The sequence below is a fragment of the Nocardioides mesophilus genome, assembly GCF_014395785.1.
Lineage (GTDB): Bacteria > Actinomycetota > Actinomycetes > Propionibacteriales > Nocardioidaceae > Nocardioides_B > Nocardioides_B mesophilus.
Genome location: NZ_CP060713.1, coordinates 2613724 through 2637810, shown reverse-complemented (window position 1 = coordinate 2637810; position 24087 = coordinate 2613724). Strand labels below are relative to the sequence as shown.

General features: G+C 74.1%; 24 protein-coding genes. 7 read left to right on the top strand and 17 right to left on the bottom strand.

All coding sequences use genetic code 11. The features are described from left to right. Genes treZ through H9L09_RS12715 form a run of 5 tightly spaced genes read right to left on the bottom strand, consistent with a single transcriptional unit; the run spans position 1 to position 5871 of the window. On the bottom strand, positions 1 to 1461 hold the full coding sequence (gene treZ, locus H9L09_RS12730) for a malto-oligosyltrehalose trehalohydrolase (protein WP_223164028.1): 1461 nt from the start codon (positions 1459 to 1461) through the stop codon (positions 1 to 3). Next, the gene (locus H9L09_RS21645; protein ID WP_223164027.1) at positions 1458 to 1748 is read right to left on the bottom strand and encodes an early set domain-containing protein; all 291 of its coding nucleotides are present in this window, start codon (positions 1746 to 1748) and stop codon (positions 1458 to 1460) included. The genes treZ and H9L09_RS21645 overlap by 4 nt, the downstream gene beginning before the upstream one ends. Next, entirely contained in the window at positions 1748 to 4135 is a 2388-nt protein-coding gene (treY, locus tag H9L09_RS12725; protein ID WP_187577299.1) for a malto-oligosyltrehalose synthase, read from the bottom strand. Before treY ends, H9L09_RS21645 begins: the two co-directional genes overlap by 1 nt. Positions 4136 to 4174: 39 nt before the next feature. Continuing rightward, the gene (locus H9L09_RS12720; RefSeq protein ID WP_187577298.1) at positions 4175 to 4789 is read right to left on the bottom strand and encodes an MBL fold metallo-hydrolase; all 615 of its coding nucleotides are present in this window, start codon (positions 4787 to 4789) and stop codon (positions 4175 to 4177) included. After that, positions 4786 to 5871 carry an S-(hydroxymethyl)mycothiol dehydrogenase gene (locus H9L09_RS12715; protein ID WP_187577297.1) on the bottom strand — a complete coding sequence of 362 codons (1086 nt, stop codon included), beginning with the start codon at positions 5869 to 5871 and terminating at the stop codon, positions 4786 to 4788. The genes H9L09_RS12720 and H9L09_RS12715 overlap by 4 nt, the downstream gene beginning before the upstream one ends. A 207-nt stretch (positions 5872 to 6078) precedes the next feature. Here H9L09_RS12715 and H9L09_RS12710 point away from each other — a divergent pair, with 207 nt between their 5' ends. Together H9L09_RS12710 and H9L09_RS12705 are read left to right on the top strand one after the other, a co-directional pair. Next, a complete protein-coding gene (locus H9L09_RS12710) occupies positions 6079 to 6627 on the top strand; it encodes a SigE family RNA polymerase sigma factor (protein ID WP_187580865.1) in 549 nt (182 codons plus the stop codon). Next, positions 6624 to 7880, top strand: a complete 1257-nt coding sequence (locus H9L09_RS12705; RefSeq protein WP_187577296.1) for a hypothetical protein — start codon at positions 6624 to 6626, stop codon at positions 7878 to 7880. The genes H9L09_RS12710 and H9L09_RS12705 overlap by 4 nt, the downstream gene beginning before the upstream one ends. Before the next feature lie 7 nt (positions 7881 to 7887). Here H9L09_RS12705 and tsaD read toward each other — a convergent pair whose 3' ends face one another. After that, positions 7888 to 8937 carry a tRNA (adenosine(37)-N6)-threonylcarbamoyltransferase complex transferase subunit TsaD gene (gene tsaD, locus H9L09_RS12700; RefSeq protein WP_187577295.1) on the bottom strand — a complete coding sequence of 350 codons (1050 nt, stop codon included), beginning with the start codon at positions 8935 to 8937 and terminating at the stop codon, positions 7888 to 7890. Positions 8938 to 9003: 66 nt separating this feature from the next. On the opposite strand from tsaD, the gene H9L09_RS12695 reads away from it, so the two are divergent. Then, on the top strand, positions 9004 to 9750 hold the full coding sequence (locus H9L09_RS12695) for a GNAT family N-acetyltransferase (protein WP_187577294.1): 747 nt from the start codon (positions 9004 to 9006) through the stop codon (positions 9748 to 9750). Here the strand turns inward: H9L09_RS12695 and rimI are convergent. The 9 genes from rimI to glmS all read right to left on the bottom strand — a co-directional run bounded on the left by rimI (position 9725) and on the right by glmS (position 17795). After that, positions 9725 to 10171 carry a ribosomal protein S18-alanine N-acetyltransferase gene (gene rimI / locus H9L09_RS12690; protein WP_187577293.1) on the bottom strand — a complete coding sequence of 149 codons (447 nt, stop codon included), beginning with the start codon at positions 10169 to 10171 and terminating at the stop codon, positions 9725 to 9727. The genes H9L09_RS12695 and rimI overlap by 26 nt on opposite strands. Further along, complete coding sequence (gene tsaB, locus H9L09_RS12685) at positions 10168 to 10809, bottom strand: tRNA (adenosine(37)-N6)-threonylcarbamoyltransferase complex dimerization subunit type 1 TsaB (RefSeq protein ID WP_187577292.1); 642 nt, start codon at positions 10807 to 10809, stop codon at positions 10168 to 10170. Before tsaB ends, rimI begins: the two co-directional genes overlap by 4 nt. A 10-nt stretch (positions 10810 to 10819) precedes the next feature. Further along, complete coding sequence (tsaE, locus tag H9L09_RS12680; protein WP_187577291.1) at positions 10820 to 11782, bottom strand: tRNA (adenosine(37)-N6)-threonylcarbamoyltransferase complex ATPase subunit type 1 TsaE; 963 nt, start codon at positions 11780 to 11782, stop codon at positions 10820 to 10822. Next, positions 11779 to 12213 carry an alpha/beta fold hydrolase gene (locus tag H9L09_RS22140; RefSeq protein WP_246455997.1) on the bottom strand — a complete coding sequence of 145 codons (435 nt, stop codon included), beginning with the start codon at positions 12211 to 12213 and terminating at the stop codon, positions 11779 to 11781. Before H9L09_RS22140 ends, tsaE begins: the two co-directional genes overlap by 4 nt. Positions 12214 to 12218: 5 nt before the next feature. Beyond that, a complete protein-coding gene (locus tag H9L09_RS22135) occupies positions 12219 to 12869 on the bottom strand; it encodes an alpha/beta fold hydrolase (protein ID WP_246455996.1) in 651 nt (216 codons plus the stop codon). Then, the gene (alr, locus tag H9L09_RS12670) at positions 12866 to 14056 is read right to left on the bottom strand and encodes an alanine racemase (RefSeq protein WP_187577290.1); all 1191 of its coding nucleotides are present in this window, start codon (positions 14054 to 14056) and stop codon (positions 12866 to 12868) included. Before alr ends, H9L09_RS22135 begins: the two co-directional genes overlap by 4 nt. A gap of 121 nt (positions 14057 to 14177) precedes the next feature. Beyond that, positions 14178 to 15554 (bottom strand): NAD(P)H-hydrate dehydratase, encoded by a 1377-nt coding sequence (locus tag H9L09_RS12665; protein ID WP_187577289.1) that lies wholly within the window; start codon positions 15552 to 15554, stop codon positions 14178 to 14180. Positions 15555 to 15592: 38 nt separating this feature from the next. Continuing rightward, positions 15593 to 15943 (bottom strand): holo-ACP synthase, encoded by a 351-nt coding sequence (locus H9L09_RS12660; protein WP_187577288.1) that lies wholly within the window; start codon positions 15941 to 15943, stop codon positions 15593 to 15595. A 7-nt stretch (positions 15944 to 15950) separates the two neighbouring features. Beyond that, positions 15951 to 17795: a glutamine--fructose-6-phosphate transaminase (isomerizing) gene (glmS, locus tag H9L09_RS12655; RefSeq protein WP_187577287.1), complete on the bottom strand. Its 1845-nt coding sequence runs from the start codon at positions 17793 to 17795 to the stop codon at positions 15951 to 15953. Positions 17796 to 17877: 82 nt separating this feature from the next. Here glmS and coaA point away from each other — a divergent pair, with 82 nt between their 5' ends. From coaA to H9L09_RS12635, 4 genes are all read left to right on the top strand, one after another. Continuing rightward, on the top strand, positions 17878 to 18837 hold the full coding sequence (gene coaA / locus H9L09_RS12650) for a type I pantothenate kinase (RefSeq protein WP_187577286.1): 960 nt from the start codon (positions 17878 to 17880) through the stop codon (positions 18835 to 18837). Between the two features lie 93 nt (positions 18838 to 18930). After that, complete coding sequence (locus tag H9L09_RS12645) at positions 18931 to 19935, top strand: GNAT family N-acetyltransferase (RefSeq protein ID WP_187577285.1); 1005 nt, start codon at positions 18931 to 18933, stop codon at positions 19933 to 19935. A gap of 64 nt (positions 19936 to 19999) precedes the next feature. Beyond that, the gene (locus H9L09_RS12640; protein WP_187577284.1) at positions 20000 to 20962 is read left to right on the top strand and encodes a DUF389 domain-containing protein; all 963 of its coding nucleotides are present in this window, start codon (positions 20000 to 20002) and stop codon (positions 20960 to 20962) included. Between the two features lie 5 nt (positions 20963 to 20967). After that, the gene (locus tag H9L09_RS12635) at positions 20968 to 21975 is read left to right on the top strand and encodes a GNAT family N-acetyltransferase (protein ID WP_187577283.1); all 1008 of its coding nucleotides are present in this window, start codon (positions 20968 to 20970) and stop codon (positions 21973 to 21975) included. A 3-nt stretch (positions 21976 to 21978) separates the two neighbouring features. On the opposite strand, the gene H9L09_RS12630 is transcribed toward H9L09_RS12635, so the two are convergent. Together H9L09_RS12630 and H9L09_RS12625 are read right to left on the bottom strand one after the other, a co-directional pair. Further along, the gene (locus H9L09_RS12630; protein WP_187577282.1) at positions 21979 to 23001 is read right to left on the bottom strand and encodes a GNAT family N-acetyltransferase; all 1023 of its coding nucleotides are present in this window, start codon (positions 22999 to 23001) and stop codon (positions 21979 to 21981) included. Between the two features lie 7 nt (positions 23002 to 23008). Next, positions 23009 to 24004: a GNAT family N-acetyltransferase gene (locus H9L09_RS12625; RefSeq protein ID WP_187577281.1), complete on the bottom strand. Its 996-nt coding sequence runs from the start codon at positions 24002 to 24004 to the stop codon at positions 23009 to 23011. Positions 24005 to 24087 lie beyond the last annotated feature (83 nt).

Below are 24087 nucleotides of genomic sequence, written 5' to 3'. Positions count from 1 at the left end.
TCAGGGAGCCAGCACCACAGCCGACTCCGGCGGCACGGTGCAGCCGTCCGGCCCGTGCTCGAGCGAGCCCTTGGAGACCCAGTCGAGGGCGACCTTGCCCGCGGCCTCGACCGTCCACGGCGTGTCGCCGAGGTTGACCAGCACCCGGTGCCCGCCGCGCCGCAGGTCGACCCGGCGCGCCGCGGCGTCCCAGGTGACCGCCACCTCGGTCAGGTCACCGGAGCGCAGGTCGGGGGTCGAGCGGCGCAGCGCGATGAGGTCGCGGTACCACCCCAGCAGCCGGGCATGGTCGCCGCGCGCGGGCTCGCTCCAGTCGAGCTGCGAGCGCCGGAACGTCTCCGGGTCCTGCGGGTCGGGCACGTCGAGCTCGTCCCAGCCGTGCGAGCCGAACTCCGCCCGCCGGCCCTGACGGGTGGCCTCGGCGATCCCCGGGTCGGTGTGGTCGACGAAGAACTGCCACGGCGTCCCGGCGCCCCACTCCTCCCCCATGAACAGCATCGGGGTCCACGGCGAGGTGAGCAGCAGCGCGGCACCGCAGGCGAGCAGGTCCACCCCGACGAGCTGGGAGAGCCGGTCACCGGTGGCCCGGTTGCCGACCTGGTCGTGGGTCTGCAGCGACGCCACGAACCGCCAGCCCGGCACGGTCGCGGCGTCGACCGGACGGCCGTGCGACCGGCCGCGGAACGAGGAGTAGCCGCCGTCGTGGAAGAACGGAGTGCGCAGCACCTTGCCGAGCGCCTCGGGCGCGGCGAAGTCGGCGTAGTAGCCCTGGGTCTCCCCGGTCAGCGCCACGTGCAGCGCGTGGTGGATGTCGTCGGCCCACTGGCCGTGCACCCCGACGCCGCCGACCGCCGCGCCCGCGCCGCGGGGGGTCACCGTGCCGGGGTCGTTGCGGTCGGACTCGGCGACCAGCCACAGCGGCCGGCCCAGCTCGGCCGACATCCGATCGGTCAGCGCCGACATCTCCTCGAGCACGTGCGTGGCCCGGTCGTCCTTGAGCTCGTGCACCGCGTCGAGCCGGAGGCCGTCGACGTGGAAGTCGCGGAACCACAGCGCCACGTTGTCGAGCAGCCAGGCACGCACCGGGTCGCTGCCCGGCGCGTCGAGGTTGACCGCCTGGCCCCAGGGCGTGGCGTGCTTGTCGGTGAGGTACGGCGCGATCTCGCCCAGGTAGTTGCCGTCCGGGCCGAGGTGGTTGTAGACCACGTCGAGGCAGACCCCGAGGCCGGCCCGGTGCGCCGCGTCGACGAACCGCTGCAGCGCCTCGGGCCCGCCGTACGCCTCGTGCACGGCGTAGGGCGCGATCCCGTCGTACCCCCAGTTGTGGGAGCCGGGGAACGGCGCCAGCGGCAGCAGCTCGACCACGCTCACCCCGAGCTCGACGAGGTGGTCGAGCCGTTCCACCGCCGAGTCGAGCGTCCCCGCGGGGGTGAAGGTGCCGACGTGCAGCTCGTAGATCACCGCCCCTCGAGCGGCGACCCGCCCCAGGCGTCGTCGGACCAGGAGAAGACGCTCGGGTCGAACAGCGCCGACCAGCCGTGCGGGCCGTCGGGCAGCCGCAGCCCGCGCGGGTCCGGGCGGGGGTCGCCACCGTCGAGGGAGAAGGCGTACGGCGTCCCGTCCGGCGCGTCCACGTCGGCGGTCCACACGTCGCCGTCGCGGGCCATCGGCAGACGGTCGTCGCCGAGCAGCAGCTCGACCCGGCCGGCGTCGGGCGCCCACAGCCACAGGGTCCGGGAGGCGCCCATCAGATGTGCACCCGTCGCAGCAGGGCCACCGGCATCGTCTCGAAGACCTCCGCGCACCGGACCGGGCCGCCCTCGTGCATCGCCCCGGACAGCTCGTCGCGCCACAGCCCGGCGGGCAGCGTCAAGAGGTGGTCGGCCCACCCGCCCGAGGCGGTGAGCCGCTGGGGCGCGCGGGTGACCAGCACGGCGACCTCCTCGCCGCGGGTGAAGCCGACCGCGTGCCGGGTGCTGGTCACGACCGGGGCGTAGGCCCCGGTGTCCCGGAAGCAGTGCCGCAGGTCGTGCCGCAGCCTGAGCGCGGCCGCGGTCACGAGCAGCTTCTCGTCGTCGAGGTCACGCGAACCGCCATCGGCGGTCGCGGCCAACGCCGCCAGCCGGTCCCGCCGGGCGTCGTAGTCGACCGGACGCCGGTTGTCCGGGTCCACCAGCGACAGGTCGACGACCTCGGTCCCCTGGTAGGTGTCGGGGGTCCCTGGCACCGTCAGCTGCAGCAGCTTCTGGGCCAGCACGACCGCGCGGATCGCCTCGCGGTTGTGGTCGACCGCGGTGTCGACCACGGCCTTCAGCGGGCCGTGGGTGGTGGCCGCGGCGGCCAGCGCCAGCACCCGCTTCTCGTACTCCGCGTCGCCGTCGACCCAGGCGGTGTGCTCCTTGGCCTCGCGGACCGCCTTGGTGAGGTAGCCCTCGAGCCGCTCCGGGGCGACGTCGCCGACCCCGGCGATCGTCTGCCAGACGAAGTGCGCCGTCGGGGCGTCCACGCCGTGCTCGGTCGCGGCCTCGGCGAACGCCTCGGAACAGACCGTCCAGGACTCCGCGTCGCCGGAGAGGGCGATCAACCGGGCCCGGACGTCCTCGCTGCGCTTGGTGTCGTGGGTGGACAGCGCCACCATCCCGAGCGGCCAGTGCGCCTGCTGGTGGGCCGCCCAGCGGTGCAGGTCCTCGGGACCGGCGTGCTCGAGCATCTCCGGGTCGCCGCCGACCTCGTTGAGCGCGACCAGCCGGTTCCAGCGGTAGTAGGAGGTGTCCTCGATCGCCTTGGCCATCACCGGACCCCAGGTCTGCTGCAGCCGGATCGCGAAGTCCACCTCGGCGGCTTGCGAGGCCCGCGGGTGGCTGGCGATCCGGGAGAGGTCGGCGAGCTCGTCGGCCAGGTCCGGCCGGGCCGCGGTGGCCCGCTCGCGGGCGTCGTCGATCACCCTCTGGGCGGCGGCGTCCGCGGGCCGGCCCGGCCGGGCGTAGGCGCGGTAGACCTCGCAGGCCACCAGCAGCTCGGCCACGGCCGCCTCCAGACGTGCCGGGTCGGCGTCGGGCAGCACCTCGGAGGCGCGGCGCACGAGCCGGTGCCGCTCGGCGCCGAGCAGCCGCTCCACGACCTCCCGCTTCGCGGCGGCGAGCGTCACCTGCAGGTCGCGCTCCCCGCCGGTGGCCGCCCACGCCTCGGAGAGGGTCTGCGCGGTGGTCGGGTCGAGGAGCGTCGCGGTGATCGCGCGCATCCCGTCGTAGCCGGTGGTGCCGTCGCACTCCCAGGCCTCGGGCAGCGTCTCGCCCTTCTCCAGGATCTTCTCCACCCAGATCGCGGTGCCGATCCGGCTGGCCCGGCGCAGCATCCGCAGGTAGCCCTCGGGGTCGGCGAGCCCGTCGGGGTGGTCGATGCGGAAGCCCTCGATGACGCCGCGGTGGTTGAGCTCGAGCAGGGTGCGGTGGCTGGCCTCGAAGACGTCCGGGTCCTCGACCCGGACCGCGATCAGGCCGTCGACGTCGAAGAACCGGCGGTAGTTCAGCACCGTGTCCTTCTCCCGCCAGCTCGCGAGCAGGTAGTGCTGCTTCTCGAGCACGGCGGCCACGTCGGCTTCGTCGGCGCCGTCGGCGGGCGCGGTGTCCTCGGCCACCGGGAACAGGTGGTCGTGGTAGCGGATCACCGGCCGGCCGTCGTGCTCGTCCAGCACCAGCTCGCCGCGCGCCAGGGTCTCGGCGAGGGTGTCGCCGAGCAGCGGCAGCCCGATCCGGCCGTCGAGGGCCGCCCAGTCGACGTCGAACCAGTGCGCGACGGGCCCCTCCGGCCCGGTGGCGAGCAGCTCCCACAGCTGCGGGTTCGCCGTCTCCGGCGCGACCATCGCCATGTGGTTGGGCACCACGTCGACCACCAGGCCCAGGCCGTGGGCACGAGCGGTCGCGGCGAGCGCCTCCAGACCCTCCCGGCCGCCCAGCTCGGCGCTGATCCGGCCGTGGTCCACGACGTCGTAGCCGTGCATCGAGCCGGCCGCGGCCTGGAGCACCGGGGAGAGGTAGAGGTGCGTGGCACCCAGGTCGGAGACATAGGGGACGGCCCGCTGCGCGTCGGCGAAGGTGAAGCCGGCGTGCAGCTGGAGGCGGTAGGTCGCGGTCACCTCAGGTGGGTACCCGCCCGGAGCGGCCGCGACACGTGATCATCGCCCCAGTGCGGCCCGCTCGGCACCGATGGTGGTGTCGTCGCCGTGGCCGGTGTGCACGATCGTGTCCTCGGGCAGCTCGAAGAGCCGCGCCCGGATGCTGGACTCGAGCACCTCGCGGTCGCTGAAGGACCGGCCGGTGGCACCGGGACCACCCTGGAACAGGGTGTCGCCGGTGAACACGCAGCCGAGGTCGGGGGCGTAGAGGCAGACCGCGCCGGGGGCGTGGCCGGGCGTGTGCAGCACCTGCAGCGTGGTGTCCGCGACCTCGATCCGCTGCCCGTCGTGCAGGTCGACGTCCCACAGCTCGTCGGTGTGCGTGAGCTCCCACAGCGGCCGGTCGTCGGGATGCAGCAGGATCGGCGCGGTCACCGCCTCACGCAGCGCCGGCGCGACCCGGACGTGGTCGTCGTGGGCGTGGGTGCAGACGATGGCCCGCACCCGCCGCCCGGCGACGAGCTCCAGGATCCCGTCCACGTCGTGCGGGGCGTCGATCACGATGCACTCCGCGTCGTCGCCGACCACCCAGACGTTGTTGTCGACGTCGAAGGTCTCCCCGTCCAGCGAGAAGGTGCCGCTGGTGACGCCGTGGTCGACGCGGGCCGAGGTCACAGGATCACCACCGAGCGGAGCACCTCGCCGTGGTGCATCTTCTCGAAGGCGGCCTCCACCCCGTCGAGGTCGATCTCCTCGGTGACGAAGAAGTCGAGGTCGAGCCGCCCCTGCTGGTACAGGTCCACCAGCACGGGGAAGTCCCGCGACGGCAGGCAGTCGCCGTACCAGCTGGACTTGAGCGACCCGCCGCGGCCGAAGACGTCGATCAGCGGCAGCTCGGGCACCGTCATGTCCGGGGTCGGTACGCCGACGAGCACCACGGTGCCGGCGAGGTCGCGGGCGTAGAACGCCTGCTTCCACGTCTCGGGCCGGCCCACCGCGTCGATCACGACGTCGGCCCCGAAGCCGTCGGTGAGCTCCTGGATCGCCTGGACCGGGTCCTGCTCGGAGCTGTTCACGGTGTGCGTCGCACCCATCCGGACCGCACCCCCGAGCTTGCGGTCGTCGAGGTCCACCGCGATGATCCGCGCCGCACCGGCCAGCCGGGCGCCGGCCACGGCCGCGGTGCCGACCCCGCCGCAGCCGATCACCGCCACGCTCTGCCCACGCCGGACGTTGCCGGTGTTGATCGCCGCGCCGATGCCCGCCATCACGCCGCAGCCGAGCAGCCCGACCGCGGCCGGCCGGGCGGACGGGTCCACCTTGGTGCACTGGCCGGCGTGCACCAGGGTCTTCTCCGCGAAGGCGCCGATGCCCAGCGCCGGGGTCAGCTCCGTGCCGTCCTCCAGCGTCATCTTCTGGGCGGCGTTGTGGGTGGCGAAGCAGTACCACGGCTCCCCGCGCCGGCAGGCCCGGCAGTCGCCGCAGACGGCGCGCCAGTTCAGCACCACGAAGTCCCCGGGCGCCACCTCGGTGACCCCGGCGCCGACCGCCTCCACGATCCCGGCGGCCTCGTGGCCGAGCAGGAACGGGAAGTCGTCGTTGATGCCGCCCTCGCGGTAGTGCAGGTCGGTGTGGCAGACCCCGCAGGCCTGCACCTTCACCACCGCCTCCCCGGGTCCGGGGTCGGGGACCAGGATCGTCTCGATCGAGACCGGTTGCCCCTTGCCGCGTGCGACGACTCCACGAACCTTCTGCATCTGTCCTCCTGGACGACGTCCGAACTGCTCTGCACGTGCTCGGCCCTGCGGCCCGGCTCACCCTATCCAGCCGGGGCCAAGGCCCCGCCCGGCCCCGGATGCAACCTTCGTGGCGCCGGCCGCGTCTTGGACCGGAAACCGCACACGAAACCGCCCGGGCCAGGAGAGGATGTGAGATCAGTGGAGCTGGCAGTCGATGTAGGAGTGATGTGCCCCGTGTCGGTCCAGGACCGTTCCCGGACCCGGGACGAGGAGTTCGAGGCCTACATGCTGGCCCGCCAGCCCAGCCTGCTGCGCACGGCGTACCTCCTCACCGGTGACCAGCACACCGCCGAGGACCTGGTGCAGACCGCGCTGGCCAAGCTCTACCTCTCCTGGGACAAGGTGTCGCAGCGGGAGCTGATCGACGGCTACGTCCGCCGGATCCTGGTCAACGAGAACAACTCGCTGTGGCGCCGGGCCTGGAAGCGCCGCGAGTTCAGCACCGACACGCTGCCCGACCACCAGACGGTCTCCGACGTCCACGACGACGGCCGCAGCGCGGCGCTGTGGGAGTTCGTGCAGACCCTCCCCCGCAAGCAGCGTGCGGTGGTCGTGCTCCGCTACTACGAGGACCTCAGCGAGGCCGAGACCGCCGACATCCTCGGCATCTCCGTCGGCACCGTGAAGTCCCAGGCCAGCCGGGCACTGGCAGGCCTGCGGGCCCGCGTCCACGACAACCCCGTGCTTGCGAAGGACCGGGAGGAGGAACGATGAGCTCGATGCAACCAGGCGATGAGAAGGACCTGCTCGCCCAGGCGCTCCGGGAGCGCTCGGAGGGGATCGGCGGCCACCCGATCGGGATGGCCGACGTCCGCGGCCGCGCCCGCACCCTGCGCCGGCGGCGCAACGCCGTGCGCGGCGTCGTCGCCGCCCTGGTCGCCGCGGTCGTGGTGCCCTCCGGCATCGCGATCACCGATGCGCTCAGCACCCCGGACGGGCCCACCCCGGCCCAGGTCGCCGGGCAGCCCCCGCAGGGCGAGGAGTCCACCCCGGCTCCGCAGCCGCGCGCCGACGGCACCTTCCCGCTGACGATGGAGGGGCTGCGTCGTGGGCCGGAGCCGCAGGCGAGCTACGTCGTCGGCCCGCGGCGGCAGCTGGTGACTCCGGACGCCACGCTCGACCTGCCGCAGGCCTACCTGCAGGTCGTGCCGTACGCCGACGGCTGGCTCGCCCTCGCCGCCTCCGAGGGCGGAGGTGTCGAGGCGCAGAAGCTCAGCCGCGACTTCGAGGTCCTCGACGCCAGCCCCAGCGGTGGGTCGCTGGTCCTCGACGAGGACGGCACCCACGCGGCCTACACCGACCTCAGCGGCGGCACGACCACCCTGGTCAGCGCGCCGACGGCCGGTGGCCGGCCGGTCACCTGGCGGCTGCCCTACGCGCCGAACCTGGACGCCCGTCCGATCGGCTACCTCGGCCGCGACACCGTGCTCGTCCAGACGCTGGCCGGGGGCAGCCCCGCCGTCAGCATCGCCCGGCCGGGCGGTGGGCTGGAGCAGGTCGACCGCTTCCTCTCGGTGCGCGGCGCGTCGGAGTCCACCGGGCTGGTCTCCGGTCAGCTGACCTACGACCCGCTCGGCGGCTCCTGCTACGGCGTCGTGGACGCGCTCTCGGACCCCGGCCGCCTGCTGTGGAAGACCTGCCGCACCGCGCTCGGAGACTTCAGCCCGGACGGCCAGTTCGTGCTGGGGTTCACCAACGACGCGGACGGCCTCGGCTCGCCCACCCTGTCGATCCTGGACGCCCGCAACGGCAAGGTCCTCACCACCTTCTCCGCGGACCGCGACGCGCCCTTCGCTGTGCAGCAGACGGTGTGGGAGGACTCCCGGAGCGTGCTCGCGACCGTCACCGACGGCCGCAAGGAGACGATGGTGCGGGCCGGGGTGGACGGCTCGCTGGAGCAGGTCAGCGACATCTTCCCGGGCGGCATGGACGTCTCGCTCTGGTTCGCCGGCGTGCCGCGGTCCTGAGACCCGATCAGCCGGCGAGCACCTCGGTGACCGGCATCGAGGAATCCGCCGGCAGGTCCAGGCCCGAGGGCCGGCGGCCCCGCGCGACCATCTCCGCGCCGAGCGCGGCCACCATCGCGCCGTTGTCGGTGCACAACCCCGGTCGCGGCACCCGCACCCGGATCCCCCGGGCGGACGCGCGTTCCTCCACCAGCACCCGCAGCCGGGAGTTCGCCGCGACGCCGCCACCGACCAGGATGTCCTCGATGCCCTGGTCCGCGGCGGCGTCGACGGCCTTGCGGGTCAGGACGTCGCAGACCGCCTCCTGGAACGAGGCGGCGACGTCGGCCACCGGCACCGGCTCGCCGGCCCGCTCGCGGGCCTCGACCCAGCGGGCGACGGCGGTCTTCAGCCCGGAGAACGAGAAGTCGAAGCGGTGCCGCTGCAGGTCCCGCTGCGAGCTGAGCCCGCGCGGGAAGTCGATCGCGACCGAGGAGCCGGACCTGGCCTCGCGGTCGATGTGCGGCCCGCCCGGGAAGGGCAGCCCGAGCAGCCGCGCGACCTTGTCGAAGGCCTCGCCGGCGGCGTCGTCGATGGTCGCCCCGAGGGGTACGACGTCGCCGGTCACGTCCGCGACCCGCAGCAGCGAGGAGTGCCCGCCGCTGACCAGCATCGCGATGCACGGCTCCGGCAGCGGTCCGTGCTCGAGCTGGTCGACGGCCACGTGCGCGGCGAGGTGGTTCACCCCGTAGAGCGGCTTGCCGAGCCCGACCGCGAGCGCCTTCGCCGCCGCGACCCCGACCAGCAGGGCGCCGGCGAGCCCGGGGCCGCTGGTGACCGCGATCGCGTCGACGTCGTGCAGCTTCACGCCGGCGTCCTCGCAGGCGCGCTCGATCGTGGGCACCATCGCCTCCAGGTGCGCGCGGGAGGCCACCTCGGGCACCACGCCGCCGAACCGGGCGTGCTCCTCGACGCTGGAGGCCACCGCGTCGGCGAGCAGGGTGTGCCCGTGCACGATGCCGACACCGGTCTCGTCGCAGGAGGTCTCGATCCCGAGGATCAGCGGCCGGTCGGTCATGGGCTCCATTGTGCCGACCGGTGCACCGGCGGCGACGCCCACCCACCGCACCCGGACAATGACCGGGTGCAGGAGATCAGCGACGTGACGGTCCCGGTGGCCCTGGCGCGGACCGGCCACCCCTTCCTGAGGCACCAGATCGCCCCGGACGACGTACGCCGTGCCTGGCTGCTCGGCGACGCGGTGGTCCTCGACGGGGTGCGGGGCCGCCCCGGGGAGGCGCCGGAGGGCTCGGTCTACACCTGCCTCGGTCCGGCCGGGCAGCTCGAGCCGCTGATGGCGCACGTCGTCGGCGTCGGCGACCAGCCGGCCCGGGTCCGCGTCGAGGTCCCGGCCCGGGTGCCCGGCGCGTGGCACCTGACCGACCCGCACCAGTGGCACTGGATGACCACCACCACGCCGGTGGCCGGGCGGGAGACCCACCCGGTGGAGCGGCTGGACGCCGCCGCGGACGGCGCCGCGGTCGACGCGCTGCTCGACGTCGCCAACGCGGACAGCTTCGCGCGGCCGGGCGCACCGGGGATCGCGCTGTGGCTGGGCGTGCGGCGCGCCGGCCGGCTGCTGGCCACCGGTGCGCTGCAGCGGATGCACGACGGCACTCTCCAGCTGCGCGGCATCGCGGTGCACCCCGACGCCCGCGGCGCCGGCCTCGGCACCGCGCTCAGCGCGGCGCTGACCAACCACGCGCTCCGCGACGGCACCGGGCTGGCCAGCCTCGGCGTCTACAGCGACAACGCGACCGCGGTGCGGCTCTACGAGCGGCTCGGCTACCGGGTCGTCACCACGTTCAGCTCCGGAGCGGTCGCTCCATGACCAGCGCGTCCGAACCGTCGCGGTAGTAGCGCCGTCGCCGGGCGATCGGCGCGAACCCCACGGCGGCGTAGAACCCGATCGCGGCGGCGTTGCCGGCGGACACCTCCAGCAGCAGGCGTACGGCGCCGTCCGCGGCCGCCGCGTCGACCGCGCCGGCCAGCAGCGCACGGGCCAGGCCACGCCGCCGGTGCGCCGGGTCGACGCCGATCCGCTGGAGGTCGGCGACGTCGCCGGAGCGCAGCGTCACCGCGTAGCCGACCACCCGACCGGGTGCCGGGCCGGCGAGCGCCACCCAGGAGCGGCGGCGCGCGCCGAGCAGCTCCTCGCGTACCTGCGGCTCGCTCCACGCGTCCGGCCCGAACAGCTCCTGCTCCAGCCGCACCACCGCGGCCACGTCGGCCGGCCCGGCGGCTCGCGTCACGAGACGCGCTTGGGGCGGTGCGCGGCCGCCGCGTCGGGGCGGCGCAGGTAGAGCGGCTCCGGGTCGAGCAGCTCGGCGCGCTCACCGGCGACCACGGCGGCGAGCACGCCGGCGTCGGGGTGCTCGGGGCCCACCGGGCGGGGGAAGGCGTCGGGGTAGAGCAGCGCGCCGCGGCCGACCACGAACGCCTCGGTTGCGACCTCGGCCGGCTTCGAGACCTGGGGGCCCTGCAGCCGCACGCCGGCCGCGTCGTAGCCGGCCCAGTAGACCTCCTTGCGGCGCGCGTCGGTGGCCACCAGGAACGGCTCGCCGCCGGTGGCGCCTTCGTCGAGCGCCTGGGCGGCCAGCACGTCGAGCGTGCACACGCCGTACACCGGGACGTCGAGCACCAGGGCCAGGGTCCGGGCGGTCACCAGGCCGACCCGCAGCCCGGTGAACGGCCCCGGGCCGACGCCGACCGCGAGCGCGGTGAGGTCCTGGCGGACGATGCCGGCGCGGTCCAGCACGGCCGCGATCGCCGGGGCGAGGAGCTCGCCGTGCCGGCGGGCGTCGACGGTGGTGGACGCGGCGACTACCCGTTCGCCGTCGTGCAGGGCGACGGTGACGGCCTCGGTGGCGGTGTCGAAGGCGAGGAGCACGGCGACGAGGCTAGTCCAGGGCCGACCGCAGGCCGGACCCGATCCACCGGGAGCCCACCGGGACGAAGGTGAAGGTGCGCGGGTCGCGCGGCTCCTCCCCGTCCCCCTCCGGGCCCGGTCCGTCGGGGACCGGAGCCGTGTCGTCGGCGCGGGCCCGGGTGATCCGGACCTCGAGGCGGGTGTCGGCCAGCCCCTCCGCGACCCCCTCGCCCCACTCGACCACGGTGACGGCGTCCTCCAGGGAGGTGTCCAGGTCGAGGTCGTCGAGCTCCTCGATGCCGCCCAGCCGGTAGGCGTCGACGTGGACCAGCGCGGGGCCGCCGACCAGCGAGGGATGCACCCGGGAGATCACGAAGGTCGGGGAGGTGACGGAGCCGCGGACGTCGAGGCCGCCGCCGAGGCCCTGGGTGAAGGTGGTCTTCCCGGCGCCGAGGTCCCCGCTGAGGATCACCAGGTCGCCGGCCCGCAGCACGACGGCCAGCCGGCGGCCGAGCTCCTGCGCCTGCTCGGCGGTGGCGGCCTCGACCCGGACCGGCAGCACCCGGGCCAGCGTCAGCAGCGACCCCTCGCGGCCGGTCTCGGCGTAGCCGAGGTGCTGCCAGAATCGGACGGTGCGCGGCAGCTCCGCGCGGGCGGTGAGCAGCACCCCCTCGAAGCCCCGCTCCTCCGCCACCCGCTCGGCGCGGCGGACCAGCGCCCGGGCGACGCCGCGCCCCTGCTCGTCCGGGTCGACCGAGACCCGGCGCAGGCCGAGCAGCTGGCCCTGCGGCTCGAACAGCAGCGCCCCGACCGGGACGGCGTCGGCCGTCGCCAGCAGACCGCCGTGGGCGGTGAGCGCGGCCGCCACCGTCTGCACCGTCTCCTCCGTCGCGGTCGACGGCGGGTCGAGCACCTCGCGGGCGCCGAACCCGGCGTGGATCACCGACACGACGTCGCCGGCACGCTCGGGACCGACCTCGGCGACCTCGATCATGACGCCTGCGAGTCGCCGCGGCGCCGGACGACCTCCGCGAGCAGCTCGTCGAGGACGCTGTTCACCTTCTCCGCCCGCTCGAGGATCACCATGTGGCCGGCGCCGACCGCCTCGACGAGCCGCGCCCCCTCGATGCGCTTGGCCATCTTGCGGCTGTGCCCCACCGAGGTCAGCAGGTCCTTGGTGCCGCACAGGATGGTGGTGGGGATGGCGGCGAAGGCGTGCAGCACCGAGAACTTGTCCAGGGACTCGAAGTGCGGGAAGAACTCCGCGATCACGTCGAACGGCGTCCCGGCCAGCATCTCGTCGACGAACTCGACGTAGGACGGTGGCACCTCGTCGCCGAAGGCGAACCGGTCGGTGACCAGGAAGCCGATGTTCGAGCCGCGTCGCCGGGCGCTGTCGACGAGCTCGGGAGCCCGGGCGAGCATGGCGATCAGCCGGGGCCGAGGGTGCCGCCGACCCGGTCGGGGATCAGCGTGCTGAGCATCCGGTGCGGGTGCAGGCCACCGGCGGTCGTCGAGATCAGCGCCGCGGCGACCACCCGGTCGTCGAACACCTCGGGTTGCTGCTCGGCGAAGGTCATCAGCGTCATGCCCCCCATCGAGTGACCGATCAGCACGATCGGCCCCTCGGGCACCAGGTCGTCGATCACCGCGGCGAGGTCGTCGCCGAGCTGGTCGATGGTCGCGTTCTCACGCGAAGAACGCTCCGAACGACCGTGGGAGCGCTGGTCGTAGAAGACCATCCGGTGCTTGCCCCGGTAGTGGCGTCGCTGGAAGTGCCAGCAGTCCAGGTTCAGCGCGTAGCCGTGCACGAACACCAGCGTGGGCTCGTGCTCGGCGCGCGGGACGGCGTTGCCGTTCCGGTACGGCTTCACCTCGTCGACCTCGGCGTAGAGCTCGAGCCCGTCGTCGGCGACGACCGTCACCGGGTCCGAGCGCAACCCCCCGAGCCGGTCGGCGTCCGCGGCGCCGGCCTTGCGGCTGGTGACCACCCGGCGCTCGACGACCAGCCCGGTGGCGAGCGCGGCCACGGTCGCGCCGACGCCGGCGGCGGCCATGCCGAGCAGCCGTTGCCTCTTCACTCCGCGCTCCTTCCGTCCACGTGCCTGCGTCGCGCCCGGCCCCCGACACGCGTGACGATCTCGTAGGAGATGGTGCCGCACGCCTCCGCCCAGTCCTGAGCGGTGGGTGCGCCGTCGTCTCCCCTGCCGAACAGTACGACGGGGTCGCCGGTGCGTACGTCGTCGTCCACGCCGACCACGAACTGGTCCATGCAGATCCGGCCGCGGACCGGACGGCGCCGGCCTCCGACCAGCACCTCGGCGCGCCCGGACGCGTGCCGGGGCACCCCGTCGCCGTACCCCAGCGGGACGACGCCAACCGTCTCCGGCGTCGCGGCGCGATAGGTGTGCCCGTAGGAGACGCCTGCCCCTGCAGGGATCTGCTTCACCAGGGCGAGCCGGCCCTGCACCGTCATCGCGGGCACCAGCCCGAGCTCGGCGGGGCCGACCACGTCCGGCGCAGGGCTCAGGCCGTAGCTGGCGATGCCGCACCGGACCAGGTCGAAGCGCGCCGAGGGACGCAGCAGCGCAGCCGCCGAGTTGGCCAGGTGACGCACCTCGGGGGCCAGCCCGGCGGCGGTCGCCACCTCGCAGGCCTCCCGGAACGCCTGCTCCTGCTCGGCGTTGGCCGGGTGCTCGGGCTCGTCGGCGCAGGCGAGGTGCGACCAGACTCCGGTGACCCGCAGCGCTCCCCCGGCCTCGGCGCGGACGGCGGCCTGCACCAGCGCGGGCCAGAGCTCGCGCGGGGAGCCGCCGCGGGAGAGGCCGGTGTCGATCTTGAGCTGCACCCGGGCCGGCGTCCCCAGACCGCGGGCGGCGGCGACCACCTCGTCGAGCTCCTCGACGGTGTAGGCGGTGACGTCGACCCCGGCCTCGACCAGCGGGGCGTAGTCCTCGCCGGGAACGGCCAGCCAGCAGAGCAGCGGACCGGTGTCGCCGGCGGCCCGCAGCGCCAGGGCCTCCTCGGCGACCGCGACCCCCAGCCACTGCGCCCCGGCGTCGCGGGCCGCCCGGGCGACCTCGACCATGCCGTGGCCGTAGCCGTCGGCCTTGACCACCGTCATCAGCTGCGCCGGGCCGACGATCCGTCGCAGCGTGGCCACGTTGTCCCGGATCGCGGCCAGGTCGACGACCACCTCGGCCCGCGGCGCGCGCTGCACCCGCCGGCCGGCGGGCTCGGGGCGTGCAGGGCGCTCGGGGCTGGTCATGGCGGCGACAGTCTCTCATCGGACTCGCCGGTGTCGTCGTCCGGCCACGGCCACTGGGCTTCGGCACCCGGCCCACCTGGCCCCGCCGGCCCCAGCGGTCTGGCCAGCGCCGCCGGGCGCGTCAGGCCAGCAGCGCCCGGCAGACCCGGGGCAGCGCGGCCGCGACGTCCCCGGCCTGCAGCGGCCCGCCCGCGCTCGCCGCGGCGGCCGCGGCACCGTGCAGCCAGGAGCCGACCGAGCCGGCGTCGAACGGGTCGAGCCCGGCGGCGAGCAGCGAGCCGCAGAGCCCGGCCAGCACGTCACCCGCGCCTGCGGTGGCCAGCCACGGCGGCCCGACGGTGGTGGCGCGGACCCGGCCGTCGGGGTGCGCGACCAGGGTGTGCCGGCCCTTGAGCAGCACCACGCAGCCGAACCGGTCCGCGGCCTTCCGCGCGTGCCCGAGCTGGTCGGCCTCGACCTCGGTCCGGTCCACGTCGAGCATCCGGGCCAGCTCCCCGGCGTGCGGGGTCAGCAGCGCCGGCACCGGCAGCGGAGCGTCGAGGGCCGCGAGGGCGTCCGCGTCCAGGACCAGCGGGACGCCGTCGGCGAGCGCCTCGCGCAGCGCGGCGGCCGCACCCTCGCCGCCTCCCGAGCCGACCACCCACGCCTGGACCTGGCCGGCACCGACCACCACCTCGGGGTGGGTGGCGTGCACCAGGTCGTCCGCCCCGCCGACGTAGCGCACCATCCCGACCAGGCCGGTCGCCGCGCCCGCGACGCACAGCACCGCCGCGCCGGGGTAGGTCTGCGAGCCGGCGCGGACCCCGACCACGCCGCGGGTGTACTTGTGGGCGGTCGGCTCCGGGACCGGAAGCATCGCCGTCACGTCGCCGGCCTGCAGCGCGGTGACCGCGGCCGGCGGCAGGTCCAGGCCGAGGTCGACCAGGTGCACCGCCCCGCAGGCACGGGCCGCCGGGTCGACGAGGTGCGCGACCTTGTGGGTGCCGAAGGTCACCGTGACCGCCGCCTGCACGTGCGGCCCCTCGATCCGGCCGGTGTCGACGTCCACGCCGCTGGGGGTGTCCACCGCCACCACGGGTACGTCGCCGAGGCCGGCCACCAGCGCCGCCGCCTCGGGGCGCAGGCCCCCCTGGCCGCCGATCCCGACGATCCCGTCGACCACGACGTCCGGCGTGCTGCGCGGTCCCGGGACCACCCGGCCGCCGGCGGCCCGCAACGCCGCCAGACCGCCCGCGTGGGCGTGCTCCGGGGCGAGCAGCACCGCCTCCACGCCGGCCCCGCGGCCGGCCAGCATCGCGCCGGCGTACAGGGCGTCCCCGCCGTTGTTCCCGGCGCCGACCAGCAGGAGCACCCGGGCTCCGTACGAGCGGCCGAGGAACTCCACCACCGCGTAGGCCAGCCCGGCGGCGGCCCGCTGCATCAGGGCACCCTCCGGCATCCGGGCCATCAGCTCGGCCTCGGCGGCCCGGACCTGCTCGACGGTGTGCGCGCTCCGCATGCCCGCCACCCTAAGGCCCGCCGCGCAGGCGGGGCCGGTCAGCGCTCGATGACGACCACGGCGGAGGCGATCCCGGCGTCGTGGCTGAGCGAGACGTGGATGCTGCCCGCGCCGAGCGCGTCGGCCCGGGCGCGCACCGAGCCGCGGATCTCGAACTGCGGGTCGCCGGAGGCCTCGTTGACCACCTCGGCGTCCAGCCAGGCCATCCCGGTCGGTGCGCCGAGCGCCTTGGCGAGCGCCTCCTTGGCCGCGAACCGGGCCGCCAGCGACGCCAGCGGCCGCTGCTGCTCCTGCTCGGTGAACAGCCGGTGCAGCAGCCCCGGCGTCCGCTCCAGCGATGCCTCGAAGCGGCCGATGTCGACCACGTCGATCCCCACCCCGACGATCACGAGAGCCCTACTCGACGGTGACGGACTTGGCGAGGTTGCGCGGCTGGTCCACGTCGTGGCCCTTCTGGGTGGCCAGCTCGCAGGCGAACAGCTGGAACGGCACCACCGCGACCATCGGCTGCAGCAGCGTCGGCACCTTGGGCAGCCGGATCAGCACGTCGGCGTACGGCGCCACCGAGTCGTCGTCCTCCTCGGCCAGCACGATCGTGCGGGCGCCGCGGGCCCGGACCTCCTGGATCCCGCTGACCATCTTGTCGTGCAGGAAGTCGCGACCCTGCGGGGGGATGACGCAGAAGACCGGCATCTGGTCCTCGACCAGCGCGATCGGGCCGTGCTTGAGCTCGCCGGCGGCGAAGCCCTCGGCGTGGATGTAGGCCAGCTCCTTGAGCTTCAGCGCGCCCTCGAGCGCGATCGGGTAGCCGGTGTGCCGGCCGAGGAACAGCACCGACTTCGCGTCGCGGAGCTCCGCGGCGAGCTCGTGCACCGGGCCGGACTCGTCGAGCACCCGCTGCACGTGCTCGGGCATCTTCTCCAGCTCGCGGACCACGCTGGAGATCTCGTCGCCGTACCGGGTGCCACGGACCTGGGCGAGGTAGAGCGCGAGCAGGTAGCAGGCGACCAGCTGGGTCATGAAGCCCTTGGTCGAGGCGACCCCGATCTCCGGGCCGGCGTGGGTGTAGATGACCGCGTCGGACTCCCGCGGGATCGTGGAGCCGTTGGTGTTGCAGATCGCCAGCACCTTGGCGCGCTGCTCGCGGGCGTGCCGGATGGCCATCAGCGTGTCCGCGGTCTCCCCGGACTGGCTGATCGCGACCACCAGGGTGTCGCGGGTCAGGATCGGGTCGCGGTAGCGGAACTCGTGGGCCAGCTCGACCTCGCAGGGGATCCGGGTCCAGTGCTCGATGGCGTACTTCGCGACCAGGCCGGCGTAGAAGGCGGTGCCGCAGGCGACGACGATGATCTTGTCGACGTCGCGCAGCTCGCCCTCGCTGATCCGGATCTCGTCGAGCTGCAGCGCGCCGGAGGCGTCGCGGCGGCCCAGCATGGAGTCCGCGATCGCCCGGGGCTGCTCGTGGATCTCCTTGCGCATGAACCAGTCGTAGCCGTCCTTCTCGGCGGCCGAGAGGTCCCAGTCGACGTGGTAGGGCTTGGCCTCGGCGGGCTTGCCGTGGAAGTCGGTGACCTCGACGCCCTCGCGGGTGATCGTCACCACCTGGTCCTGGCCGAGCTCCAGCGCCTCACGGGTGTGCTCGATGAACGCGGCCACGTCGGAGGCCAGGAAGTTCTCGCCCTCGCCGAGCCCGACCACCAGCGGCGAGTTGCGCCGGGCGGCGACCACCCGGTCGGCGTCGTGGGCGTCGACGGCCACCAGGGTGAAGGCGCCCTCGAGCCGGTTGCACACGTGCTGCATCGCGGTGGTCAGGTCCGCGCCGGCGCTCACCTCGGCCTCGAGCAGGTGCGCGGCCACCTCGGTGTCGGTGTCGGAGCGCAGCTCGTGGCCGGCGTTCTCCAGCTCGGTGCGCAGCTGCGCGAAGTTCTCGATGATCCCGTTGTGGACGAGCGCGACCCGGTTCTGCTGGCCGAGGTGCGGGTGGGCGTTGCGGTCGGTCGGCGGCCCGTGGGTGGCCCACCGGGTGTGCCCGATCCCGGTCGTCGACTCGGGCAGCGGGTGGTCGGCGAGCGCCTTGTCCAGGTTGGCGATCTTGCCGGCCCGCTTCTCCGAGACCAGCTTGCCGTCGACGACGAGGGCCACCCCGGCCGAGTCGTAGCCGCGGTACTCGAGCCTCCGCAGCCCGTTCACCACGATGTCCTCGGCCTGCTGGGGTCCGACGTACCCGACGATTCCGCACATGGGCTGCACTCTACCGGCGGCGCGGGGACCTCCTGGACCCCGCGGGCGGGCGCCGTGCGGGCGTGCGGGCACAATGCCGGACATGTCTTCCGGACACGGCGACCGCGAGTCGGGCCCGTACGTCGAGCTCGACCGGGCCGCCTGGGCCGCCCTGGGGGCCGCGACCGAGCAACCGCTGACGCCGGTGGAGATCGACCGGGTCCGCGGTCTCGGGGACGAGCTCGACCTCGACGAGGTGCAGCAGGTCTACCTGCCGCTGTCGCGGCTGCTGAGCATGTACGTCGAGAGCGCGACCGCGCTGCACCGGGCCCAGGAGGCGTTCCTCAACCAGCCGCAGCCGCCCCGCACCCCGTTCGTGATCGGGCTGGCCGGCTCGGTGGCCGTCGGCAAGTCCACCACCGCCCGGGTGCTGCAGCACATGCTGGCGCACTGGCCGGCGCACCCGTCGGTGGCGCTGGTCACCACCGACGGCTTCCTCTACCCCAACGCCGAGCTCGAGCGGCGCGGGCTGATGTCGCGCAAGGGCTTCCCGGAGTCCTACGACCGCCGGGCGCTGCTGCGCTTCGTGATGGACATCAAGTCCGGCAAGGACCAGGTGGAGGCGCCGACGTACTCCCACCTGGTCTACGACGTGGTCCCCGACGAGAAGGTGCTCATCGAGAGCCCGGACATCGTCATCATCGAGGGCCTCAACGTGCTGCAGCCGGCCCGGGCCCGCGACGACGGCTCCACCGGCCTGGCGATCAGCGACTTCTTCGACTTCTCGGTGTACGTCGACGCGGCGACCGCGGACATCCGCCGCTGGTACGTCGACCGGTTCCTGCGGCTGCGGGAGACGGCCTTCCGGAACCCGGCCTCCTACTTCGCCCGCTACGCCGCCCTCAGCGCGGACGAAGCGGTCGCCGAGGCCAACCGGATCTGGGACGAGGTCAACGGGCCGAACCTGAAGCAGAACGTCCAGCCCACCCGCGGCCGGGCCACCCTGGTGCTGCGCAAGTCCGCCGACCACTCGGTGCGGTTCGTCCGGCTCCGCAAGCTCTGACTGCCCTTCCCGGTCCGCGGCACCGGGACCGGTGGCCGTGCCGTCGGCGAAAAGCAGGTGACTGCAGCGGGGACGGCGCCTAGCGTGCCGCCCATGGAGATCCGACCGTTCGACCCCCGCGACGACCAGCAGGTCCGCCGGTTCCACGAGATCCTGTGGCGCGCCGAGAAGGAGGACGGTCGGCCCTGGAACCCGATGTGGACCCTCGAGGAGCTGTCCGGGATCCTCCGCGAGCCGACCCGCGAGCGCCGGACCGTCGGCGTCGCGGCCTGGGACCCGGCGACCTCACGGATGGTCGGGGCCGGCTTCCTGATGCTCGGCCTGCTCGACAACCTGGACTCCGCCTGGGTGTTCGCGGCGGTCGAGCCCGAGCTGCGCGGGCGGGGCATCGGCGCGGTGCTCGTCGACGGCATCGTCGAGGTGGCCCGCGCCGAGGGGCGCACCCAGCTGCTGGCCGGCGCCGGGATCCCCTTCGAGGACAGGGAGAGCTCGCCGATCCTGGCGTGGGCGGCGCGCCAGGGCTTCCGCACCGCCAACATCGAGATCCAGCGCAACCTCGAGCTGCCGGTGGCCGCGGAGCTGCTCGACGAGGTCGCGGAGGAGGCGGAGCAGAAGCGCGGCGACTACGAGGTGCGCAGCTTCGTGGGCCGCCTACCCGACGAGCTGCTGCCGTCCTGGTGCGAGCTGAACAACATGTTCATGCTCGAGGCGCCGATGGGCGAGGTGGAGGTCGAGGCGGGCGCATCGACGCCGGAGGACGTCCGCGAGCGCGACGACCTCAACGAGAAGATCGGTCGAACGATGTTCTCCTCGGTCGCCCTGCTCGACGGGCGGGTGGTCGCGCACTCCGACCTCGGCGTGGCCCGCGACGACGACGAGGCCCACCAGTGGGGGACGCTGGTGCATCCCGACCACCGCGGGCACCGGCTCGGGGCCGCGCTCAAGGTCGCCAACCTGCGGCTGCTGCAGGAGCACCGACCCGACCTGCGCCGGGTGATCACCACGAACGCCGAGACCAACGCCTGGATGGTGGCCATCAACGAGCGGCTGGGGTTCCGCCCCGTCGCGGTCGTCCCGACGCTGCGCCGCACGCTCTGAGACTGCCCCGACCCGAAGGCGCCGGGTCCCCCGCACCGGCGCCTCGGGGGAGGACACTCAGGGGGTGTTGCACCTCCAGCTGCGGGTCCCCCGCCACCGCCTCCCCGAGGTCACCGAGCTGCTCCAGAACGACGACACGGTGACCAACGTGGCCGTCTTCGCGGACGGCTACGCCAAGCCTCCGGGCGCCCTGGTGCTCGCCGACGTCGCCCGGGAGGGCGCGAACCCGGTGGTGGCCGCGCTGCGCGCGCTCGACCTGCACCACAGCGGGTCGATCATGCTCTCCGAGCCCGGGACGATCCTCTCCGACGCGGCCAGGGCCGCGGAGGCGGCGGCACCCGGCGAGCCGGACGACGGGGTCGTCTGGGACGTCGTGGAGAACCGCGTGCGCAGCGAGAGCGTGCTGTCCTGGTCGTTCTGCTCGTTCCTCACCCTCGCCACGCTGATCGCCGGCGCCGGCCGGCTGCTCGACCAGCCGATCCTCATCGTGGGGGCGATGGTGGTCGGCCCGGAGTTCTCGCCGGTGGCAGCCATCTGCCTCGCGCTGGCCCGGCCGCGGCTCTCCCTGCTGCCCGGCGCGGTGCGCACCCTGACGGTCGGCTTCGCGATCGCCGTCCTGGTGGCGACCCCGCTGTGGTGGCTCGGCCACCTGACCGGCCTGGTCTCCGCCGAGCAGGCCGCCAGCGGCGAGCTCACCTCGTTCATCGTCAAGCCCGACGTCTGGTCGCTGGTGATCGCGCTGCTGGCCGGCGTGGCGGGCGTCCTGTCGCTGACGACCTCGAAGTCCGGGCCGCTGGTCGGGGTGTTCATCTCGGTCACCACGGTGCCCGCGGTCGGCACCATCGCACTGTGCCTCGGCGCCGGGGTGTGGTCCGAGGTCGGTGACGCCGCGCTCCAGCTCGGTCTGAACCTGCTCGGCATGCTGGTCGCCGGCACCGTCACACTGCTCGTCGAGCGCGTCGTGTGGTCGCGGATCCAGTCGTCCGGAAAAGCGGGTGCGTGGCCGCGCGCCCGCGCCCTACCGTGACGGCCATGAGGATCCTCGCGCTCGACCCCGCCGACAAGCCGGCCCTGCGCCAGTGGCACCGCACCGGCGCAGCCGCGCACCGGCACGACCGGCCGGACACCCCGCTGTGGACCGAGGACGAGGCGCTGCTGATCGTCACCGACGACGACCCCGAGGAGCGGATGTACCCCTACCTCGTGCTCGACGAGCAGGACGAGGCGGTCGGGTCGGGGATCGTGTTCGTGCCGGTGCTCGACAACCTGGACAAGGCGTACTCGTCGTTCAGCGTCGTCCCGGCGCACCGCGGCCGCGGCGCCGGCACCGCGGCGCTGCAGCACGCCGAGGAGGTGGCGCGCGCCGAGGGCCGCGGCCTGCTGCTGGTGCAGGGCTACTTCCCCGTCTCCGCCGACGACGGACACCCGGTGCGCGCGTTCGCGCTGCGGCACGGCCTGCGGCTGGCCAACGCCGAGCTCCGCCGCGTCCAGGAGCTGCCGATCCCCGACGAGCGGATCCAGGCCTGGGTCGAGGAGGCGGCCGCGCACCACGAGGGCTACGAGCTGCGCACCTACGTCGACACCGTGCCCGAGGAGCTGCTGCCCTCGCTCGTGGACCTCCACAACCAGCTGGCCGTCGACGCGCCCACCGGCGAGATCGACTTCGAGGCCGGCCAGATGACGGTCGAGATCTTCCGGTCCCAGGTCGAGCGCCGGCTCGCCTCCGGCCGCCGGGCTCTGGTGAGCGTCGCCGTGCACGACGGTGCCACCGTCGCGCACTCGACGCTGTCGGTGCCGCCGAAGGGCGAGGAGCTGCCGCACGTGAGCCAGTGGGGCACCTACGTCGACCGCCGGCACCGCGGGCACCGGCTCGGGCTGGCCGTCAAGGCGGCGAACCTGCGGGCGCTGCAGCGGGAGTTCCCGGAACGGACGCTGGTGCACACCACCAACTCACCGCAGAACGGTCCGATGGTCTCGATCAACGAGCAGATGGGCTTCCGCCCGGTCGAGGTGATGGGCGAGTTCCTGCTGGACCTGTGAGCCTCAGCCGAGCTCCTTCTCGAACTCCGCGTGCCGCTCGACCGGACGGAAGCCGAGCGCCTCGTTGACCGCGATCATGTGCCGGTTCACCTCGGCGTTGAAGGTCACCAGCCGGGACCGGTCCGGCTCCTGCTCGACCAGCCACAGCAGGTTGTGCGCCTTGGTGGCCATCCCGAGCCGGTGGCCGCGGTGCCCGTCGAGCACCAGCGTGCCCCACTGGTAGACCACGTCCGGGTCGTAGCGGGGCACCACGACCTCCGAGTAGGCCACGACCGCACCGTCCGGCGCGATCGCGACGGTGGTGTACTTCGTGCGCCCGGACGCGGCGAAGACGGCCTCGTCGGAGCGGATCCGCTCCTCGTCGAAGACCTCGGCCTCCCGGTTCTTGGCGCCCAGCGGCGCCTCGGTCATCAGGCTGCCGATCAGCGCGCCGAAGGGCAGCACGATGTCGTCGGGCACCGGGCCGACGAAGCGGCGCAGCGTGTAGTCGGAGTGGTACGGCGCCGCCTCCTCCGCACGACGACGTACCAGGTCGAGGTCGGGCGGCAGCGGGAGCACCCGCATCACGTTGCCCAGCGCGAAGGTGAACCCGCGGTGGGTGAGGAAGTCGGCGTGCGGGTGCCCGGCGCCGTCGGCGGGGGCGTCGAACGGGAACGACGTCTCGGTCCCCAGCGTGGTGCGGCCGTGCTCGCGGGCCACCCGGGTCAGGTGCTCGAGCATCGCGGAGCCGTGGCCGCGCCGCCGGTGGTCCGGGTGCGTCCACCACTCCGCGTGCGCCAACGTGAGGTTGTCCAGCAGCGGCAGCACGAGCAGCCCGGCGGCGACCACCGTGCCGTCGGCATGGCCGCTGAACGGCAGGAAGCGCTCACCCGTGCGGGAGCCGGTGAAGTCGGCACGCATCTCCTCCAGCATCCACGGCGTCGCCTGGGCACGGCCGTAGGTGTCACCGGCCAGGTAGGTGGCGTGCCAGGCTGCCAGCGCCTCCTCGTCGTGGGCGTCCAGCGGTCGGATCTCCAGTGCACTCACGCGGTCCTCACAGGTCCTTCTGCAGCTCGAGGCACCGCTCCACCAGCCGGTAGCCGAGTCGGTCGTTCACGGCGTTCATCGCCAGGTTGATCCCCGCGTTGCCGGTGACGAGGATCCGGCACTGCGGGAAGCGGGAGCGCAGCTCGCGGTGGTTGCGCAGCTTCACCGCCAGCCCGAGGGCGTGGCCCCGGTGCTCCGGCAGCACCAGCGTGCCGCTCTGGAAGCCGCGGTGCGGCGCGTGCCGGTTGAGCGCGACCTCGGTGAGGCCGACCATCGAGCCGTCGGCGGCGAGCACGGCGGTGCACACCTCCTGTCGGCCCTGGTTGCGGTTGGACTCCTCGCGCTCACGCACCCGGCGCTCGTCCCAGACCTCCGGCTCGATCTCCATCTCGCCGAGCGGCGCCAGCTCGAAGAAGGCCTCCTGCAGCCGGCAGTAGTCCTCCAGAAGCTCCTGCGGGACGACGTCGGCCCAGGTGACGAAGGTGTAGCCCGCGGTCCGCGGCGCCACCTCGGCCTCCAGCGCCGCCCAGCCCGGCTCGGTGGCGTCCAGCTCGACGACCTTCATGGCGTCCTCGAGGCCCACGGTGTAGCCGTGGGCGAGCAGGAACCGGAGCCCCGCGGTCTCCTCGCCGGGCGGCGCGTAGGCGTCGCAGGCCATCACCCGTCGGCCGCGTTCCCGGGCGAGCTCCTCGACCTGCGAGGCGAGCGCGCTGCCGTAGCCCTGCCGCTGCCACGCCGGGTCGACGTTCACGTTGAGGTAGGCCAGGTGCGGGTTGTCCAGCAACGGCAGCGTCAGCATCCCCACCCCGGCCAGCCTGTCACCGTCGAAGGCGCCGAGCAGGTGCGTCTCCCAGCCGGCGCGGCCCTCGCGCAGCGAGACCTCGGCGGTCTGCCACGGCCAGTAGGAGTCGAAGACGCGGTAGGCCAGCTCGGAGGCCCGCCCGAGCTCCCAGTAGCGTCGTGCGAGCTCGGGGTCCGCGCCGTCGATCTCTCTCACGTCCACGATCGACCAGCCTAGGCAGGCCGGAGCGCCGCCGCACCCGGATTACCGCGTCCCGCCGGGCCATCGCCGACGGACGGTCGGGA

Excerpts from the sequence above, each read along its gene's own strand:
- coaA (WP_187577286.1), top strand. The coding sequence starts at position 17,878 with ATGTCTTCCGGACACGGCGACCGCGAGTCGGGCCCGTACGTCGAGCTC.
- tsaD (WP_187577295.1), bottom strand. The coding sequence starts at position 8,937 with ATGACCGACCGGCCGCTGATCCTCGGGATCGAGACCTCCTGCGACGAG.
- H9L09_RS12635 (WP_187577283.1), top strand. The coding sequence starts at position 20,968 with ATGAGGATCCTCGCGCTCGACCCCGCCGACAAGCCGGCCCTGCGCCAG.
- glmS (WP_187577287.1), bottom strand. The coding sequence starts at position 17,795 with ATGTGCGGAATCGTCGGGTACGTCGGACCCCAGCAGGCCGAGGACATC.
- tsaE (WP_187577291.1), bottom strand. The coding sequence starts at position 11,782 with ATGATCGAGGTCGCCGAGGTCGGTCCCGAGCGTGCCGGCGACGTCGTG.
- H9L09_RS12705 (WP_187577296.1), top strand. The coding sequence starts at position 6,624 with ATGAGCTCGATGCAACCAGGCGATGAGAAGGACCTGCTCGCCCAGGCG.
- H9L09_RS12645 (WP_187577285.1), top strand. The coding sequence starts at position 18,931 with ATGGAGATCCGACCGTTCGACCCCCGCGACGACCAGCAGGTCCGCCGG.
- H9L09_RS12710 (WP_187580865.1), top strand. The coding sequence starts at position 6,079 with ATGTGCCCCGTGTCGGTCCAGGACCGTTCCCGGACCCGGGACGAGGAG.
- H9L09_RS12715 (WP_187577297.1), bottom strand. The coding sequence starts at position 5,871 with ATGCAGAAGGTTCGTGGAGTCGTCGCACGCGGCAAGGGGCAACCGGTC.
- alr (WP_187577290.1), bottom strand. The coding sequence starts at position 14,056 with ATGACCAGCCCCGAGCGCCCTGCACGCCCCGAGCCCGCCGGCCGGCGG.
- H9L09_RS12665 (WP_187577289.1), bottom strand. The coding sequence starts at position 15,554 with ATGCGGAGCGCGCACACCGTCGAGCAGGTCCGGGCCGCCGAGGCCGAG.
- H9L09_RS21645 (WP_223164027.1), bottom strand. The coding sequence starts at position 1,748 with ATGGGCGCCTCCCGGACCCTGTGGCTGTGGGCGCCCGACGCCGGCCGG.
- H9L09_RS22140 (WP_246455997.1), bottom strand. The coding sequence starts at position 12,213 with ATGCTCGCCCGGGCTCCCGAGCTCGTCGACAGCGCCCGGCGACGCGGC.